The 15,412-nt window shown below is 60.5% G+C and carries 17 protein-coding genes; 10 read left to right on the forward strand and 7 right to left on the reverse strand.

Going from position 1 to position 15,412, the window contains the following annotated elements:
* Window positions 1-12 precede the first annotated feature (12 nt).
* The gene (locus AC5XE7_RS01155) at window positions 13-780 is read left to right on the forward strand and encodes an alpha/beta fold hydrolase (RefSeq protein ID WP_495364484.1); all 768 of its coding nucleotides are present in this window, start codon (window positions 13-15) and stop codon (window positions 778-780) included.
* A gap of 45 nt (window positions 781-825) precedes the next feature.
* On the opposite strand, the gene AC5XE7_RS01160 is transcribed toward AC5XE7_RS01155, so the two are convergent.
* A complete protein-coding gene (locus AC5XE7_RS01160) occupies window positions 826-1,479 on the reverse strand; it encodes a hypothetical protein (RefSeq protein WP_183830480.1) in 654 nt (217 codons plus the stop codon).
* Window positions 1,476-1,775 (reverse strand): DUF3572 domain-containing protein, encoded by a 300-nt coding sequence (locus AC5XE7_RS01165; protein WP_239798885.1) that lies wholly within the window; start codon window positions 1,773-1,775, stop codon window positions 1,476-1,478. The genes AC5XE7_RS01160 and AC5XE7_RS01165 overlap by 4 nt, the downstream gene beginning before the upstream one ends.
* 253 nt (window positions 1,776-2,028) lie before the next feature.
* On the opposite strand from AC5XE7_RS01165, the gene AC5XE7_RS01170 reads away from it, so the two are divergent.
* Window positions 2,029-2,385 carry a response regulator gene (locus tag AC5XE7_RS01170; RefSeq protein ID WP_275592389.1) on the forward strand — a complete coding sequence of 119 codons (357 nt, stop codon included), beginning with the start codon at window positions 2,029-2,031 and terminating at the stop codon, window positions 2,383-2,385.
* Window positions 2,382-3,755 (forward strand): PleD family two-component system response regulator, encoded by a 1,374-nt coding sequence (locus AC5XE7_RS01175; RefSeq protein ID WP_495364483.1) that lies wholly within the window; start codon window positions 2,382-2,384, stop codon window positions 3,753-3,755. The genes AC5XE7_RS01170 and AC5XE7_RS01175 overlap by 4 nt, the downstream gene beginning before the upstream one ends.
* Before the next feature lie 309 nt (window positions 3,756-4,064).
* Here the strand turns inward: AC5XE7_RS01175 and AC5XE7_RS01180 are convergent, their stop codons facing one another.
* From AC5XE7_RS01180 to AC5XE7_RS01190, 3 genes are all read right to left on the reverse strand, one after another.
* The gene (locus AC5XE7_RS01180) at window positions 4,065-4,388 is read right to left on the reverse strand and encodes a BLUF domain-containing protein (RefSeq protein WP_495364482.1); all 324 of its coding nucleotides are present in this window, start codon (window positions 4,386-4,388) and stop codon (window positions 4,065-4,067) included.
* Window positions 4,389-4,545: 157 nt separating this feature from the next.
* Window positions 4,546-4,713, reverse strand: a complete 168-nt coding sequence (gene rpmG, locus AC5XE7_RS01185; RefSeq protein ID WP_035033210.1) for a 50S ribosomal protein L33 — start codon at window positions 4,711-4,713, stop codon at window positions 4,546-4,548.
* Window positions 4,714-4,866: 153 nt separating this feature from the next.
* Window positions 4,867-6,678: an LTA synthase family protein gene (locus AC5XE7_RS01190; protein ID WP_495364659.1), complete on the reverse strand. Its 1,812-nt coding sequence runs from the start codon at window positions 6,676-6,678 to the stop codon at window positions 4,867-4,869.
* 361 nt (window positions 6,679-7,039) lie between these two features.
* On the opposite strand from AC5XE7_RS01190, the gene fabD reads away from it, so the two are divergent.
* The 7 genes from fabD to gmk all read left to right on the forward strand — a co-directional run bounded on the left by fabD (window position 7,040) and on the right by gmk (window position 13,423).
* Complete coding sequence (gene fabD / locus AC5XE7_RS01195) at window positions 7,040-7,981, forward strand: ACP S-malonyltransferase (RefSeq protein ID WP_495364481.1); 942 nt, start codon at window positions 7,040-7,042, stop codon at window positions 7,979-7,981.
* 41 nt (window positions 7,982-8,022) lie between these two features.
* Complete coding sequence (fabG, locus tag AC5XE7_RS01200; protein WP_495364480.1) at window positions 8,023-8,760, forward strand: 3-oxoacyl-[acyl-carrier-protein] reductase; 738 nt, start codon at window positions 8,023-8,025, stop codon at window positions 8,758-8,760.
* 180 nt (window positions 8,761-8,940) lie between these two features.
* On the forward strand, window positions 8,941-9,177 hold the full coding sequence (locus AC5XE7_RS01205) for an acyl carrier protein (protein WP_035033204.1): 237 nt from the start codon (window positions 8,941-8,943) through the stop codon (window positions 9,175-9,177).
* A 28-nt stretch (window positions 9,178-9,205) separates the two neighbouring features.
* Window positions 9,206-10,468, forward strand: a complete 1,263-nt coding sequence (fabF, locus tag AC5XE7_RS01210; protein ID WP_280197509.1) for a beta-ketoacyl-ACP synthase II — start codon at window positions 9,206-9,208, stop codon at window positions 10,466-10,468.
* 105 nt (window positions 10,469-10,573) lie between these two features.
* Window positions 10,574-11,791, forward strand: a complete 1,218-nt coding sequence (gene mltG / locus AC5XE7_RS01215) for an endolytic transglycosylase MltG (RefSeq protein ID WP_495364479.1) — start codon at window positions 10,574-10,576, stop codon at window positions 11,789-11,791.
* An 81-nt stretch (window positions 11,792-11,872) separates the two neighbouring features.
* On the forward strand, window positions 11,873-12,763 hold the full coding sequence (locus AC5XE7_RS01220) for a YicC/YloC family endoribonuclease (protein WP_495364478.1): 891 nt from the start codon (window positions 11,873-11,875) through the stop codon (window positions 12,761-12,763).
* A gap of 3 nt (window positions 12,764-12,766) precedes the next feature.
* Window positions 12,767-13,423, forward strand: a complete 657-nt coding sequence (gmk, locus tag AC5XE7_RS01225) for a guanylate kinase (protein WP_183830456.1) — start codon at window positions 12,767-12,769, stop codon at window positions 13,421-13,423.
* Window positions 13,424-13,557: 134 nt separating this feature from the next.
* Here the strand turns inward: gmk and rsmA are convergent, their stop codons facing one another.
* A complete protein-coding gene (gene rsmA / locus AC5XE7_RS01230; protein WP_495364477.1) occupies window positions 13,558-14,385 on the reverse strand; it encodes a 16S rRNA (adenine(1518)-N(6)/adenine(1519)-N(6))-dimethyltransferase RsmA in 828 nt (275 codons plus the stop codon).
* On the reverse strand, window positions 14,382-15,410 hold the full coding sequence (pdxA, locus tag AC5XE7_RS01235) for a 4-hydroxythreonine-4-phosphate dehydrogenase PdxA (protein ID WP_495364476.1): 1,029 nt from the start codon (window positions 15,408-15,410) through the stop codon (window positions 14,382-14,384). Before pdxA ends, rsmA begins: the two co-directional genes overlap by 4 nt.
* Window positions 15,411-15,412: the final 2 nt, after the last annotated feature.

Consider the following 15,412-nt stretch of genomic DNA (forward strand, 5'->3'; position numbering starts at 1 on the left):
CAGTGAGTTCACATGCAATTCTTTACCCATGACGGTTTCGATCTCGCTTTTCTCGACCGTGAGCCGGCAAGGGGGAAGGGCGACCCGGTGCTGCTCATTCATGGCTTCGCTTCCAGCCATTATGTGAACTGGGTATCGCCCGGCTGGTTCAAGACGCTCAACGATGCGGGTTACCGGGCCATTGCGCTGGACAATCGCGGTCATGGCAACTCCACCAAGAGTTATGATGAAGCCGATTATACGCCGACCAAGATGGCGTCGGATGCGGTGGCTCTGCTGGATCATCTCGGCATCGAAAAAGCGCATGTCATGGGCTATTCGATGGGCGCGCGGGTTTCCGCGTTCCTCGCGCTGGAATCCCCACAAAGAGTGGCGACGCTTGTGTTCGGCGGTCTGGGGATCGGCATGGTGGACGGTGTGGGCGACTGGGACCCGATCGCCGATGCCTTGCTTGCGGAAGATCCGGCGAAGACCACGCATCCGCGCGGGCGGGCGTTTCGCGCCTTTGCCGATCAGACGCGCAGTGACCGCAGGGCGCTAGCGGCCTGTATCTCGACCTCACGCGAAGTGCTGACCGAGGACGACATGTCCCGCATTACCCAGCCGGCGCTCGTCGCCGTGGGTACCAAAGACGACATCGGCGGTTCTCCGGAAGAGCTGGCTGCGCTGATGCCCAACGCCGTGCCATTCGCCATCGAGGGCCGCGACCACATGCTCGCGGTCGGCGACAAGAGCTTCAAGCAGCGGGTGATCGGGTTCTACGCAGAGCATCCGCTGTAGAATTTTGCATCATCGCCCGCCGCGCTTGCCGGCGAATACGCTTTTTCAGAAACCCAGAGCGGCGGCTATCTTGGGCCTTGCGTCGTGCCAGTCATGCACGATCGTGATGTCCTGTGGCAGTGGCGGCAGGAATTCGCGCAGGCTGTTATCGGCCATCAGGTGGAAAAGATTGGCGTCTGAGACGGATTCGCGAGCCGAAATCAGGTTCGGCGGCTGGTCGTCGACGAAAGCGACGGGCCGGTTGCCCGGACCGCGCAGGCGCGCCACTGCAGGTCCCTTGGCCATTTCCGTGGTGAGCAGAGGATAGGGAAGGCCGAGCGCGTCGAGATGCGCGCGGCGCGTTTCGCGGTGCCGGTGCGGCATTGCCGTCAGCAGAACGATTTCCGCGCGGCCCTCGAAGCTTGCAAGCGCTTCGGGCGCGCCATCGGTGATGCTTTGCCAGTCGGCCTGCCCGGCGAAGAAATCGTCCAGCAGGGCCGTGACTTCGGGCTGCTCGACCAGCCTGCCGGTTCCCGTTTCGGCGATGTTGCCGGTCAGGCGAAACGAGGCCATCGTCAACTGAAGTCCGCGCTGTTCCAGAAAACGGGGAAACGGGCGGATGAACTCAAGCAGGACGTCGTCCACGTCGAGGATCAGGAGCGGCCTGTCGTCCGAGGAGAGTTCTTCAATCTGTCGCAGGGTTTCGGGATCGGCACTCATATCGAACTTTCATAGCTTGTATCGCCTGACGGCAGATGGCGCAGGGCCTGACCGATAGCAGCAGGCGGTGTTCCCGTTGCCTCGCAAAAGCGCAGAAGGGTAGGTTCATGCGCCAGAATGAACTGGAGAACACCCGCCAGAAAGCCGGGTTCGCGCGCTGCCTGCCGGATCGAACCGGCGTCGATGCCGGTGATTGCAAGGAAACGTGGCAAAAGTTCGGGGTCCGATGCTACGAAACCGAGGGCGCTGATGGACAAAGCCTCGGCGTGCTCGCGCATTGACGCTGCATCTGTCATTGTTACCCTTCAGTCCTGAGCGAGAATTATTCGAATCGTTCTGGCAAGGTATGTGAATTGCCACACAGGGCAAGTTCTGGAAGCCGTCTGTGGATACCCGACGCAAGATACGCTTTGTTGACGGTTGATTTCCATTTCATCAATCATCTTGCGCTAGCGTGCATTCGGGTTGGTGCGGCCTGACTGAGTGTAGGGGGACGATGTCATTCTGGAGAATGGCCATCGGGACGGAAAGTCTATGCCGAAGAAAGTAATGATCGTCGAAGATAACGAGCTCAATATGAAGCTCTTTCGCGACCTCATCGAGGCCAGCGGTTACGAGACCGTGCGCACCCGCAATGGTCTGGAAGCGCTCGAACTGGCGCGCACCCACAGGCCCGATCTGATCCTGATGGATATTCAGCTGCCTGAAGTCTCGGGGCTTGAGGTGACAAAATGGCTCAAGGCGGATGATGAACTCCACGTCATCCCGGTCATAGCGGTCACCGCCTTTGCCATGAAAGGCGACGAGGAGCGCATCCGCAAGGGAGGATGCGAGGCCTATATTTCCAAGCCGATTTCCGTTCCGCGCTTTATCGAAACGATCAAATCCTATCTGGGGGATGCATGACCGCGCGCATCCTCGTCGTTGACGACATTCCGGCCAATGTGCGCCTTCTTGAGGTGCGACTGCTGGCCGAGTACTTTGAGGTTATCACCGCCAGCTCCGGAGCTGAGGCGCTCGATATATGCGAGACCACCAAGGTCGACGTCGTTCTTCTCGACGTGATGATGCCGGAGATGGACGGGTTCGAGGTTTGCCGCAGGCTCAAGAGCGATCCGGCGACCGCGCATCTGCCGGTCATCATGATCACGGCTCTCGGACAGGTCTCGGACCGTATCCGCGGACTTGAAGCCGGGGCAGACGATTTTCTGACCAAGCCCGTTAATGATCTGCAGCTCATGACGCGGGTGAAGAGCCTCGTTCGGCTCAAGATGCTGACCGACGAATTGCGGCTGCGTACCGCCACGGCGACCAGCATAGGGCTCGCGAACATTCTCAGCCGTGGCGATAATGGGTCGGACCTGCCTGCCAAGGTGCTGCTGATAGACAGCCGCGCCGAAGTCTTCGAGCGTATTCGCTCGAAGATAAGGGGTGAGATGGAGCTGGAGTTCGCCTCCGATCCCAATGCCGGTTTCTTCCAGGCTGCGGAAGGCAATTACGAATGCGTGATCCTGTCGACGGTTTTGCCGAATGTCGATCCGCTGCGGCTATGCTCGCAGTTGCGGTCTCTGGATCGCACGCGCTTCCTGCCGATCATATTGCTGGCCGAACAGGATGATGACCCCCGCATCATCCGGGGGCTGGAGCTTGGCGTCAACGACTATCTGGTGCGGCCGGTCGATCCCCACGAGCTGACAGCGCGGCTTTATACGCAGATCAGGCGCAAACGTTATAATGATCAGCTGCGCGCCAGCGTCACCCAGTCGATAGAGATGGCGGTGACGGATTCCCTTACCGGGCTTCATAACAGACGCTATCTCGACAGCCACCTTCAGACCTTGTTCGACAGGGCCGTGGCGCGCAGGCGCCCGCTGTCGATCATGATCGTGGATCTCGACCGGTTCAAATCGATCAACGACACTTATGGTCATGACGGCGGCGACGATGTGCTGCGCGAGTTTGCACGTCGCCTGAGGCAGAACATGCGCGGAATCGATCTGATCTGCCGGTTTGGCGGTGAGGAGTTCGTTATTGTCATGCCCGATACGGAAGGCGCCGTAGCTGCCAAGGTGGCCGAACGCATACGTGCGGAAATCGCAAGAACACCTTTCTCGGTCGGCAGGCAGGGCAACCCGGTCGAGATCACCATCAGCGTTGGCGTTTCGTCGGTCAAAAGGCAGGACGACAGCGTTGCGGCGCTTCTGAAGCGGGCTGATCTTGCTCTCTATGAAGCAAAGAAGAACGGCCGCAACCGTGTCGTCGCCAAGGCGGCGTGAGCGTCTCTGCGGAGGGATTCGTCAAGGCGGCGACAGCTGAGAGTTTACCTTAATCCAGCGCTTTCGATTCTCTGGGTTAAGAAATGGTTGATTTTCGCGGTTTCGTGCGCGACGTTGCGGAAATGGTGTAGCAGGCAGTTTCCGGTTACGCCTCAGAGATACCCCATGTTTCTCAGGTCCGCCGCATCTCCTGGGTTCCGTGGGGTTGGCCGGTCGGCCTTGGTAATAGTGGCCTCCTCGTACCGCTGCCATAGTCGACCGGCCCCCGGTTTCCCGGCACAGTCCCTTTCGGCAAGGCAGCTTGTTCGTCTACAGTGAAAATGCCAGCGTAACGATGTCCACAATCGGACGGCGCGCCATGCCCCATGCCTCAAAGTGAGGCTGGTCTATCTCGCTCACGTCGAGCTCGACGATGCCGGAATGGCGCGGGTCGCGCCGGATGGATTCAAACAGGCTTTGAACCTCATGACGCGGGCCTTCCAGTATCTGGCAAACCCGCTCGCCTTCCACCGCCAGAATGCCGCTGATGCCGTGTTGCTTGTTGAACTCTGCCGCCTTCCCGGTCAGTTCGTCTATGTCGGCCTCGGTGATGTTGGGATTGAAGGTCGATATATAGGTGAGGCGGATCAGCATTGCGGCAATACCCCCGGCAAAAGAATAAAAAGATCAGTCAGAATCTGATGCTTTTTATCTGCTCGCAAGGATGAAATACAAGGCCACGCAACGAAAGGGCAGCCAACAAAAAAGCCGCCCATCGGGCGGCATTTTTCTGTTCGCAGGAATCAGAAGATTACTTGATCTTCGTTTCCTTGAATTCAACGTGCTTCTTGACGACCGGATCGTACTTGCGGAACGAGAGCTTGTCCGTCTTGGTACGGCTGTTCTTGCTGGTCACATAGAAGAAGCCGGTGTCGGCGGTCGAAAGAAGCTTGATCTTGATGTTCGCGGCTTTTGCCATGTTGCTCGTCCGTTTATGTTCCTGGGGTTAAGCCGCAACAATACGGGGCGGCGCCCGGAAGCGGAAACTTGGCGCGACACATACCGGATGTGCCCGGAATGTCAAGTCTCCGCTCGTTTTTCGATCATGCAGCCGTCAGCCGGCCCGCAGCGATCAGCTCGCATGCGCCACGACATCTCCGATCGTTTCGGGGAAGAAGTCCGGCGCCGCGCGGTGCTTTCCGAACATCATGTCATACTGAAGGTAGCGGAAATCGCGGATCGAGGGATCGATCTGCTTCTGCTGCGCCCAGTCGGGTGTCGGCTCTCCATCTGCGCTGAGCAGCAGCGAGCGCTCCACCACGCTGTAGCGCTGATGCAGATCGCCCAGAAAGCCGGTGTAGTAGGGATGGCTTATCCCGGCTGTCCTGAATACGTGCAGGGGCAGAAAGGCGGGGCTGACGCCACCGACATCTTCAACGCTGCCGCTGCGATTCGACCAGATGACCAGAGGAGTCGAGCGGTGGAGGCGCATGTTCTCGGGCGCATCCCGGCGCGGCGCGACATTGGTCTTCAGGAACCCGGTTTCCACGTAAACGGGCCCGAGAGGCGGCAGATGGTCGCCGAAGAAGGCGATCACCGTCGGACGGTCGCGCTTGCGGGCCCAGTCGATCAGGCGCTGCAACTCGCGGTCGGAATCGGCCGCGCCTTCCGCAAAGCTCGCCAGTGACGCGCGGGCCCAGTCGCTTGTTTCAGCCTGAACGCTGTGGGTGGCGTTGCCGTAGCGATTCGGCTCGTAGGGGCCGTGATTCTGGAGGCTCACGGAAAACAGGAAGAGAGGCCTTTCGGCTGCATCTGCCGCGGCGATGATCTCGTCCGTCATCGATTCGTCGGAAACAAGCGGGCCGCGCTTCGCTATGGTCGCCATCGTCTTTTCGGAGCGAAATTCGTCGAAGCCGAACGCCTTGTAGACATTGGAGCGGTTCCAGAACCAGTCCGTGCCGGGATGGATGGCCAGTGTCTGATAGCCTTCCGAGCGCAGGAAGGTTGCCATGGAAGGCAGCGGCTTGCGCACATATTGCTGGTAGGGGATGCTGCCTGCCGGCAGGAAGGCGTTGGAAAATCCTGTCAGCGCCTCGAATTCCACATTGGCGGTCATGCCGCCGAATTCCGGCGAAAACATTTCGCCCGATTGCAGCGCGCGGGTGGAAGCAATCGGATCGGGCGTGATGGTGACGCCGGGCAGTTTGCCGGCATCCCAGAACGATTCGCTCATCACCATGATGATGTCTGGCTGTTCCGTGGGCAGTGTGGTGTCGACCGCAGGCTTTGGCAGCGAATCGATCGCCTTGTCGGAGAATCCGGCCGGAGTTGAGACGTGGGCCATCGGCACATTGAGCGCGAAGGCGAGGGTAAAGCCGTTGTTGGCGTAATTTTCCTTCTGGTCCCACATCATCGGGATGATCCTGAGACGGTCACGGGTCCAGGAGAACGTCGCGTAGTCCATCAGCGAGACGAAGAAGGCGAGCGCCGGCAGAGCCAGTAAGAGGCGCGCGGCGCGGCCCCTGTAGCTCATGCGCGGTATGCGACGTTGCACATAACGCCACGTATAGAGCAGGGCGGTTATCGTCAGAACAAGCCCCAGCGCCAGCGCCACGCCGGTCCATGGCCGTTCACCGACCAGAAGGGGCAGCAACTCGAAGATCTGGCGGGCAAAGAGAATATCCGTCGGAAACAGCGGATCGCCCAGATAGAGCGACTTCTGGTAGCCGATGAAGGCAAGGGTGAGCGTTATCGGCGCAACGGTCAGCAATCCGAGCCAGGCACGGCCAAGAATGGCGTCCAGTCCGAGCAGAAGGAGCGCAAACACCAGAACCGTGGTCCAGCCGGGCTTGTATGGTTGCGTAAAGAAGGCAACCGCACCTGCGAAATCGCCACGGAAAATCCATTCGATGGCAAAAACAAGCAGGGCTGAAGCAAGGACCATCAGCACCGCATGACGGGCACTTGCGTTCAGCGCCGAACGGTTGCTGCCGGACGCCGTGGCATCCATGCGTGCTGCCTGTTCAGCAAATTCTGGTTTGCGTTTCACCAACTCACAACTTTCCCATTGAATGCCAGCGTCATAGAACTGTCATGCATATGTCACGAAAAGCTATTGCGTGTGGCAAAAATGGGAATAGCCGACGAAAGAATCGTGTTCGTTTTTAACGATATGTGATCCTTTTTCCGTTCCGTCGGATAAAGAGCCATTCCTGCTTCAAAAGCCCGGTAAAAGGGGTGCGGGCTTGACTTGCCTTGCTTCAATGCGTCACACGCGGGATTAAGAGCACAAACCGAGGCTGATCATGGCAATAGCATTCACGTTCCCGGGGCAGGGCAGTCAGACCGTGGGCATGGGCAAGGAACTTGCCGACGCTTACCCCGAAGCGCGCAGGGTGTTCGAGGAAGTGGACGAGGCGCTCGGTGAGAAGCTTTCGGCGCTGATCTTCGAGGGACCCGAAGAAACGCTGACCCTGACAGCCAATGCCCAGCCGGCCCTGATGGCCGTGTCGCTTGCCGCCATGCGGGCTCTGGAATCAAAAGGCTTTTCGCTGAAGGAAAAGGTCGCCTATGTGGCCGGCCATTCCCTTGGCGAGTATTCGGCGCTTGCCGCCGCCGGCTTCGTTTCCATCGCCGATGCGGCGCGCCTGCTGCGCATTCGCGGCAATGCCATGCAGGCAGCCGTGCCGGCAGGCGAAGGCGCCATGGCTGCCATCATCGGACTGGAGCAGGCAGATGTGGAAGCGGCCTGCACGGAAGCCGCGCAAGGTGAGGTCTGCCAGATCGCCAATGACAATGGTGGCGGCCAGCTTGTGATTTCGGGCAGCAAGGCGGCCGTGGAGCGCGGAGCGGCACTGTGCACGGCCAAGGGCGCCAAGCGCGCGCTGATGCTGCAGGTTTCCGCGCCGTTCCACAGCGCATTGATGGGCCCGGCTGCGGATGCGATGCGCGAAGCGCTGGCGGCTGTCGCGCGACATGCCCCGGTGGTTCCGGTGGTGTCGAACGTCTCCGTGGAGCCCGCCACCGACACTGATCTTATCACTGCGCGCCTCATCGAGCAGGTGACGGGCAGGGTGCGCTGGCGCGAAACGGTAGAGTGGTTTGGCGCGAATGGCGTCACCACGCTTTATGAAATTGGCGCTGGAAAGGTGCTTTCCGGGCTTGCGCGCCGTATAAATCGCGATATCGCTGTCAGTTCCGTCGGGACGCCGGCCGATATCGAGGCGGCGCTTGCCGCTCTCGGCTGATCACGGACTGATCGCTGCTGGCGACGTTTATGGAGGCAGGAATGTTTGATCTGACAGGCCGCAAGGCGCTGGTAACGGGTGCGACGGGCGGAATCGGCGAGGCGATCGCCCGCGTGCTTCACGCGCAGGGCGCCGTTGTCGGCCTGCATGGCACGCGCGTCGAAAAACTTGAAACGCTGGCCGGTGAGCTTGGCGAGCGCGTAAAGCTCTTTCCGGCTAACCTGTCCGATGCCAGCGAGGTCAAGGAACTCGGCCAGAAAGCTGAAGTAGAACTCGAAGGCGTGGATATCCTCGTCAACAATGCCGGCATCACCCGCGACGGCCTGTTCGTGCGCATGAGCGATGCCGACTGGGATGACGTTATCAACGTCAATCTCTCTGCCGTTTTCCGCCTCACCCGAGAGCTGACCCATCCGATGATGCGCCGCCGCCATGGCCGCATCATCAACATCAGCTCCGTCGTCGGCGTGACCGGAAATCCGGGCCAGGCCAACTATTGCGCCTCGAAGGCGGGCATCATCGGCTTCTCCAAGTCGCTGGCGCAGGAGATCGCAACCCGCAACATCACGGTCAACTGCGTTGCGCCGGGTTTCATCGAATCGGCGATGACCGACAAGCTCAACGACAAGCAGAAAGAGACCATCATGTCGGCCATCCCCGCCCGGCGTATGGGAACGGGCGACGAAGTCGCCTCCGCAGTTGCTTATCTCGCCTCGAATGAGGCCGCCTACGTCACCGGCCAGACGATTCATGTGAATGGCGGCATGGCGATGATCTAGGGACAGCTGGCTTTTCGCCTTGGATATGCGGGGAATTTCGTGTAATGCGGCCCGCAATTCCAAGGCTCTTGCCGGAATTGGCCTGCTTCACTGTGTTTCTTGCAGGACCATCTTTCAACTTGATTAGCGTCATGACGACCGCTAACGAAGACAGACCAACCTGAAGACGAGGATGCCCAAATGAGTGACACCGCAGAGCGCGTCAAGAAGATCGTTATCGAGCATCTCGGCGTTGACGCCGACAAGGTGACGGAGCAGGCCAGCTTCATCGACGATCTGGGCGCAGACAGCCTCGACACGGTCGAGCTCGTCATGGCATTCGAGGAAGAGTTCGGGGTCGAAATCCCGGATGACGCCGCCGAGACGATCCTGACCGTCGGCGATGCCGTCAAGTTTATCGACAAGGCCTCTGCCTGATCCTTTCAGGCGGATATTGATTACAGACATGCGGCGCGTTGTCGTTACGGGTCTTGGCCTGCTTTCGCCTTTCGGAATGGGTTACGAGCACGGATGGAAGGAACTTCTCTCCGCCCGCAGTGCAGCCCGCCGTGTGACCGAATTTGAAGTGGACGATCTTGCCTGCAAGATCGCCCACATCATTCCCCGTGGTGACGGGACGAACGGTACCTTCAATCCGGAATCCGTTCTCGAAGCCAAGGAACTGCGCAAGATCGGTGAGTTCATCCTTTACGGGATCGCGGCTGCCGACGAAGCGCTGAAGGATTCCGGCTGGGAGCCGAAGACCGAGGAGGAGCGCTGCGCCTCAGGCGTCATGATCGGCTCCGGCATCGGCGGCATCGAAGGCATTGCCGAGAACTCCATCATATTGAAGGAGCGCGGTCCGCGCCGTATCAGCCCCTTCTTCATTCCCGGACAGATCATCAATCTGGTGTCCGGGCAGGTTTCCATCCGGCATGGCTTCAAGGGCCCCAACCACGCAGTGGTGACGGCATGCTCGACCGGCGCACACGCCATTGGCGACGCCGCACGGCTGATCATGTTCGGCGATGCGGATGTGATGCTGGCCGGTGGCGCCGAAGCGCCGGTTAATCGCCTTTCTCTGGCGGGTTTCGCGGCTTGCCGTGCCCTTTCCACCGAACGCAATGACACGCCTGAACAGGCATCGCGTCCGTATGATCGCGACCGTGACGGTTTCGTCATGGGCGAGGGCGCCGGCGTCGTGGTTCTGGAAGAGCTGGAACACGCCAAGGCGCGCGGCGCGCGGATCTACGCCGAAGTGGTCGGCTACGGTCTCACCGGCGATGCCTATCACATCACGGCTCCTGCCGAGGATGGCGACGGCGCGTTCCGCTGCATGACGGCTGCGCTGAAGCGTGCGAACCTCAGGCCTTCCGACATCGATTACATCAACGCCCATGGCACATCGACCATGGCGGATACGATCGAGCTTGGCGCTGTCGAGCGGCTGGTCGGCGATGCCGCCCCGAAGATTTCCATGTCCTCGACGAAATCGTCGATCGGCCATCTGCTCGGTGCGGCGGGTGCAGCCGAGGCGATCTTCTCGATTCTGGCAATTCGCGACAATATCGCCCCGGCGACCATCAATCTGGACAACCCGGAACGCGAGACGGCGATCGATCTTGTGCCGAACAAACCGCGTCAGCGGCAGATCGACGTTGCGCTGTCCAACTCCTTCGGGTTCGGCGGTACCAATGCTTCGCTGGTCTTCCAGCGCTATAATGGCTGAACAGCCCGCGTAAACGGCATCCGACAGGGTCGGATGCCGTGAATTTTGCCATATTCGCTCCTATTTTTCAGGAGGGGTATCGATTCCACAAAAGACCGGGGTGCCATGAACACCAATTCTGGAGGCAATGAATTCGGGCAGAGCCCGACGCCGCAGAACTCAGCGCCTGCGGGCACGCCGATCGTGCCGAAAACGGCGAATGAAGCTCTGCGGCCGGAAAAGGGAACTCCCCCGCCGGCGAAGCGCTCGCGCCGCTCCCGCAGCCAGATCGTGGTTTTTCTCAACTTCGTGCTTTCCCTGATCCTTCTGGTGATGGTGGGTGGCGGCCTTGCCGTCTATTTCGGCAAGAAGGCGTTCATCGAGCCGGGGCCTTCCGCCATCGGCGACACCTTCCTGGTCAAGCCGAATACGGGTGTCTCGCAGATTGCAGAGCAGCTGGAGCGTCGCGGACTGATCAGCGATGCCCGCGTTTTCCGCGTTGGTGTGCGCGTCCATAACAATGATCAGGCGCTGAAAGCGGGCGAATACGAGATCAAGCCGCATGCGTCGATGCGCGAGATCATGGAGCTTCTGAAGAGCGGCAAGTCGGTCACCTACGCGCTGACCATTCCGGAAGGTCTGACGGTTCATCAGGCGTTCGAGCGCATCGCGGCCCATGAGGCTCTTACCGGCGATATGCCATCGCAGCTTCCTCCTGAAGGCAGCATCGCGACCGATACGCTGCGGTTTACGCGTGGTGCCACGCGCCAGCAGATGATCGACAAGCTTCTTTCCGATCAGAAGGCTTTGGTGTCCTCCATTTGGGCGAGGCGTGATTCCGATCTGCCGCTCGCCGACGAGAACGAATTTTTGACGCTGGCATCGATCGTCGAAAAGGAAACCTCGCGTGGCGATGAGCGCTCGCGCATTGCCGGGGTGTTCCTCAACCGCCTGCGCAAGGGCATGCGGCTGCAGTCGGACCCGACGATCATCTATGGTCTGTTCGGAGGTCAGGGCAAGCCGGCGGACCGTCCGATCTATCGATCGGATATCGACAAGCCGACACCATACAACACCTACACGATCAATGGCCTGCCGCCGACACCGATCGCCAATCCGGGCAGGGCTTCGCTGGAAGCGGTGGCCAATCCGTCCAAGACGGAAGATCTGTACTTTGTCGCTGATGGCACGGGTGGCCATGTGTTCTCGCCGACGCTCAAGGAGCACAACGAGAATGTTGCGCGCTACCGCGCCTGGCAACGCAAGCAGGCTGCGGAAGCTGCCGGGAGCGGGCAGGCTGGCGAGAATGCCGACGATCCCGCAGAAACCAACCCCACCCAGTAGAGGCGGAAAGCCGATCCGGCATTCCGGCCAGACCATGGCTTTGCTGTTTGGGATTTCAATCAGCCGGCCGGAGAGGATCGCATGACCTTGCAGAGCATGACCGGTTTCGCCCGTGCAAACGCCGAGCATGATGGCGTTGCCATCGCCTGGGAGGTGAAGTCCGTCAATGGCAAGAGCGCCGAGGTGCGGATGCGTTTGCCTCCCGGCTTCGACCGGCTGGAACTGCCGGCTCGTCAGGCGATCCAGAAACGATTTGCACGCGGGAACTTTCAGGCCAACCTGACTATAACACGGCCAGCGGGGGCTGGCGTACAGCCCTCGATCAATGAAGCTTTTCTCCGCGATCTCGCTGTCCTCGCCAAACGGCTGCAGGACGATTTCGGAGCGGCGCCGCCGAGTGTTGACGGCCTTCTCGCCCTGCGTGGCGTTCTGGAGCTTCCGGAAACGGTGGAAACGCCCGAGGCGCGCGCAGCTCTGGACGCGACCATTCAGCAGACGCTTGAAATGGCACTTTCGCAGCTTCAGCAGGCCCGATGCGAAGAAGGCGAGGCATTGCGCAAGGTTCTGGGCGGTCATCTTGACCGGATTGAAGAGCTGACCCTGCAAGCCGAAACAGACCCCTCAAGGGAGGTGGATGTCATCCGCGCGCGCCTTGCCGATCAGGTGAGCTTGCTGCTTAATTCTGCCGCAGGCTTCGATGAGGCTCGCCTTCATCAGGAAGCGGCCCTGCTTGCCACCAAAGCCGATATCCGCGAAGAGATCGACAGACTGAAGACGCATGTGGCCTCCGGGCGATCCCTTCTCGTCTCAGGCGGCGCCATTGGCCGGAAGCTCGATTTCCTGGCGCAGGAATTCAATCGCGAATCGAATACCTTGTGCTCTAAATCGAATGCAGCTTCGATCACTACCATAGGGCTCGAACTCAAGGCAGTCATCGATCAGTTCCGCGAACAGGTTCAAAATCTGGAGTAACAGATGCCGTCAAATAATGTCGGATCCCTCATCCGTCGGCGGGGGCTGATGCTCGTGCTGTCTTCGCCTTCTGGTGCAGGCAAGTCCACCATTGCGCGGAACCTGCTGGAAAGCGACAATCAGTTCGAGCTTTCGGTCAGCGTCACCACGCGTCCGCGGCGCGGCAGTGAGATCGATGGCCGCCACTATCATTTCCGCAGCCGGCGGGAATTCGAGATCCTGCGCGACAATGACGAATTGCTGGAGTGGGCCGAAGTGCACGGCAATTTCTACGCCACCCCGCGTGGGCCAGCCGAGAAGGCGATGGCCGAGGGGCGCGACATGCTGTTCGACATCGACTGGCAGGGCGCCCAGCAGCTGCGGGAGAAGATGCGGGGCGACATCGTTTCCATCTTCATTCTGCCGCCGTCCATGCGCGAACTGAAGGACCGCCTGAAGCGGCGTGCCGAGGATCAGGAAGCGGTGATCGAGACGCGTCTCAAAAACGCGCGTGACGAGATCGAACACTGGACCGAGTATGATTTTGTCGTCGTCAACGACGATCTCGACCGGGCTTTCACGGAAGTCGTGTCCATCGTCACCGCTGAGCGGCTGCGCCGCGACCGCCGGCCCGGACTGTTCGATTTCGTTTCCGGGCTGATGGACGAGGATCTGGGCTGAGAAAGCCGGATCGCAGGGCGGGGCGATATGATCCCGCCGTTCCTTCTTTCAAACCTTACCGGGCTTAGGGCCGTCATAATTTTGATAAGAAGGCTCCAGCGGCGTTCCCGTGCAGGCTGCTTGCTGCCGTGCGCTCAGATGGCGTTGGCGAGGCGCACGAACTCTTCCACGCTCAGCGTCTCTGCCCGGCGCGTGGGGTCGATGCCCACGCTCTCCAGCAGGCTCTCTCCGCCCAGTGATTTAAGGCTCTGACGCAGCATCTTGCGGCGCTGGCCGAAGGCAGCTTCGGTGAGGCGGCCAAGCCTGCGGACGTCTGCTGGAAGCGGTTCTGCACGAGGTTCCAGATGGACGACCGATGAGGTTACCTTCGGTGGTGGCGTAAAAGCCTGCGGCGGCAGATCGAAGGCGATGCGCGCCCGGGTGCGCCATCCGGCCAGAACGCCCAGCCGGCCGTAAGCCTCGCTGCCCGGTTCCGCCACGATGCGCATGGCCACCTCGCGCTGGAACATCAGCGTCATCGACTGATAAAAAGGCGGCCATTGCGGCACTGTCAGCCAGCGAACCAGCAGCTCGGTGCCGACATTGTAGGGCAGGTTGGCCACGATCCTGACAGGGGAGCCGGGTTCGGCAAGCGTAGCGAAATCCGTCTTCAGGGCATCGCCCGGAACCACATGCAGGCGGCCTGGATAATGCTTCGAGATTTCGTCCAGCGCAGCCAGGCAGCGCTCGTCCTTTTCGATGGCGACTACGCGCTTCGCGCCGTGAGCGAGGAGCGCACGGGTCAGTCCGCCGGGCCCGGGCCCGACCTCGATGACGGTCACATCACTCAGATCACCGGCGACGCGCGCAATCTTGCCGGTAATATTCAGGTCGAGAAGAAAATTCTGCCCAAGCGCCTTCTTCGCCCGCAACTCGTAGCGGTCGATCACGTCTCGCAAGGGAGGGAGGCCATCGAAGCTCAAGCGGGTTCCGCCATCTTTCCGCTGCGTGCCATCTGGCCGGCCAGCCTGAGTGCCGCAATGAAACTGTCGGGCCGGGCCACGCCTTTTCCGGCGATGGCGAACGCGGTGCCATGATCCGGCGAGGTGCGGATGAAGGGCAAGCCAAGCGTGACGTTCACTGCCTCGTCGAAGGCAAGGGCCTTGGCGGGTATCAGGGCCTGGTCGTGATACATGCAGATCGCCACATCATAGCCTGCTCGGGCGCTGGCGTGGAACATGGTGTCGGCAGGCAGGGGGCCGAAAGTATTTATGCCTCTGGCCTTCAAGGCTGCGATGGCAGGCGCTACGATGTCGCGATCTTCCGTTCCCATCGCGCCATCCTCACCCGCATGCGGGTTGAGCCCTGAAATCGCGAGGCGCGGGTTGCTCAGCCCAAAGCGGCTCTGCAGATCCCGGGCGGTGATGAGTGCCGTTTCCACGATGAGTTCCGTAGTCAGCGCTTTGGGCACGTCCGACAGCGCGATGTGGATGGTGACCGGCACCGTTCGCAGTTCCGGTCCTGCCAGCATCATCACCGGCTTGACGGGCGTTCCGGTCCGCTGGGAAGCCAGATGCGCCAGATACTCGGTGTGGCCGGGAAAGGCAAAGCCGGCGTCATAGAGCGGCTTCTTGGCTATCGGGCAGGTTACCACCGCGGCCGCCTTGCCGGAGAAGCAATCTTCAACCGCACGGTCTATCGCCTCGATGATGCCGGATGCATTGGCGGCATCCGGTTGTCCCGGGCGGTCGACCAATCGATTCTCAAGCGCAACGATGGGCAGGCCATGCGCGAAAGCTTCGGTCGATTTTTCGGGAGAGGTTTCGGCCAACTGAACATCGCTGCCCATCCGCTTGCTGCGCGCGGCAACCAGAGCCGGGTCGGCCAGCAGGTAGAAAGGAGGAAGGCGAAGCTCGTTGCGCCGTTGCCATGCCTGAATGGCGATCTCCGGACCTATGCCGGAGGGATCGCCAATGCTGACGGCAAGGGGAAGAGGCAGGCGTTGCACGA

The organism is Aquamicrobium sp. YD-1-mutant5 (genome assembly GCF_059509755.1).

What these genes read in the sequence shown, in the direction of transcription:
- AC5XE7_RS01155 (WP_495364484.1), top strand. Translation starts at nt 13, where the DNA reads ATGCAATTCTTTACCCATGACGGTTTCGATCTCGCTTTTCTCGACCGT.
- AC5XE7_RS01160 (WP_183830480.1), bottom strand. Translation starts at nt 1,479, where the DNA reads ATGAGTGCCGATCCCGAAACCCTGCGACAGATTGAAGAACTCTCCTCG.
- AC5XE7_RS01165 (WP_239798885.1), bottom strand. Translation starts at nt 1,775, where the DNA reads ATGACAGATGCAGCGTCAATGCGCGAGCACGCCGAGGCTTTGTCCATC.
- AC5XE7_RS01170 (WP_275592389.1), top strand. Translation starts at nt 2,029, where the DNA reads ATGATCGTCGAAGATAACGAGCTCAATATGAAGCTCTTTCGCGACCTC.
- AC5XE7_RS01175 (WP_495364483.1), top strand. Translation starts at nt 2,382, where the DNA reads ATGACCGCGCGCATCCTCGTCGTTGACGACATTCCGGCCAATGTGCGC.
- AC5XE7_RS01180 (WP_495364482.1), bottom strand. Translation starts at nt 4,388, where the DNA reads ATGCTGATCCGCCTCACCTATATATCGACCTTCAATCCCAACATCACC.
- rpmG (WP_035033210.1), bottom strand. Translation starts at nt 4,713, where the DNA reads ATGGCAAAAGCCGCGAACATCAAGATCAAGCTTCTTTCGACCGCCGAC.
- AC5XE7_RS01190 (WP_495364659.1), bottom strand. Translation starts at nt 6,678, where the DNA reads ATGGTCCTTGCTTCAGCCCTGCTTGTTTTTGCCATCGAATGGATTTTC.
- fabD (WP_495364481.1), top strand. Translation starts at nt 7,040, where the DNA reads ATGGCAATAGCATTCACGTTCCCGGGGCAGGGCAGTCAGACCGTGGGC.
- fabG (WP_495364480.1), top strand. Translation starts at nt 8,023, where the DNA reads ATGTTTGATCTGACAGGCCGCAAGGCGCTGGTAACGGGTGCGACGGGC.
- AC5XE7_RS01205 (WP_035033204.1), top strand. Translation starts at nt 8,941, where the DNA reads ATGAGTGACACCGCAGAGCGCGTCAAGAAGATCGTTATCGAGCATCTC.
- fabF (WP_280197509.1), top strand. Translation starts at nt 9,206, where the DNA reads ATGCGGCGCGTTGTCGTTACGGGTCTTGGCCTGCTTTCGCCTTTCGGA.
- mltG (WP_495364479.1), top strand. Translation starts at nt 10,574, where the DNA reads ATGAACACCAATTCTGGAGGCAATGAATTCGGGCAGAGCCCGACGCCG.
- AC5XE7_RS01220 (WP_495364478.1), top strand. Translation starts at nt 11,873, where the DNA reads ATGACCTTGCAGAGCATGACCGGTTTCGCCCGTGCAAACGCCGAGCAT.
- gmk (WP_183830456.1), top strand. Translation starts at nt 12,767, where the DNA reads ATGCCGTCAAATAATGTCGGATCCCTCATCCGTCGGCGGGGGCTGATG.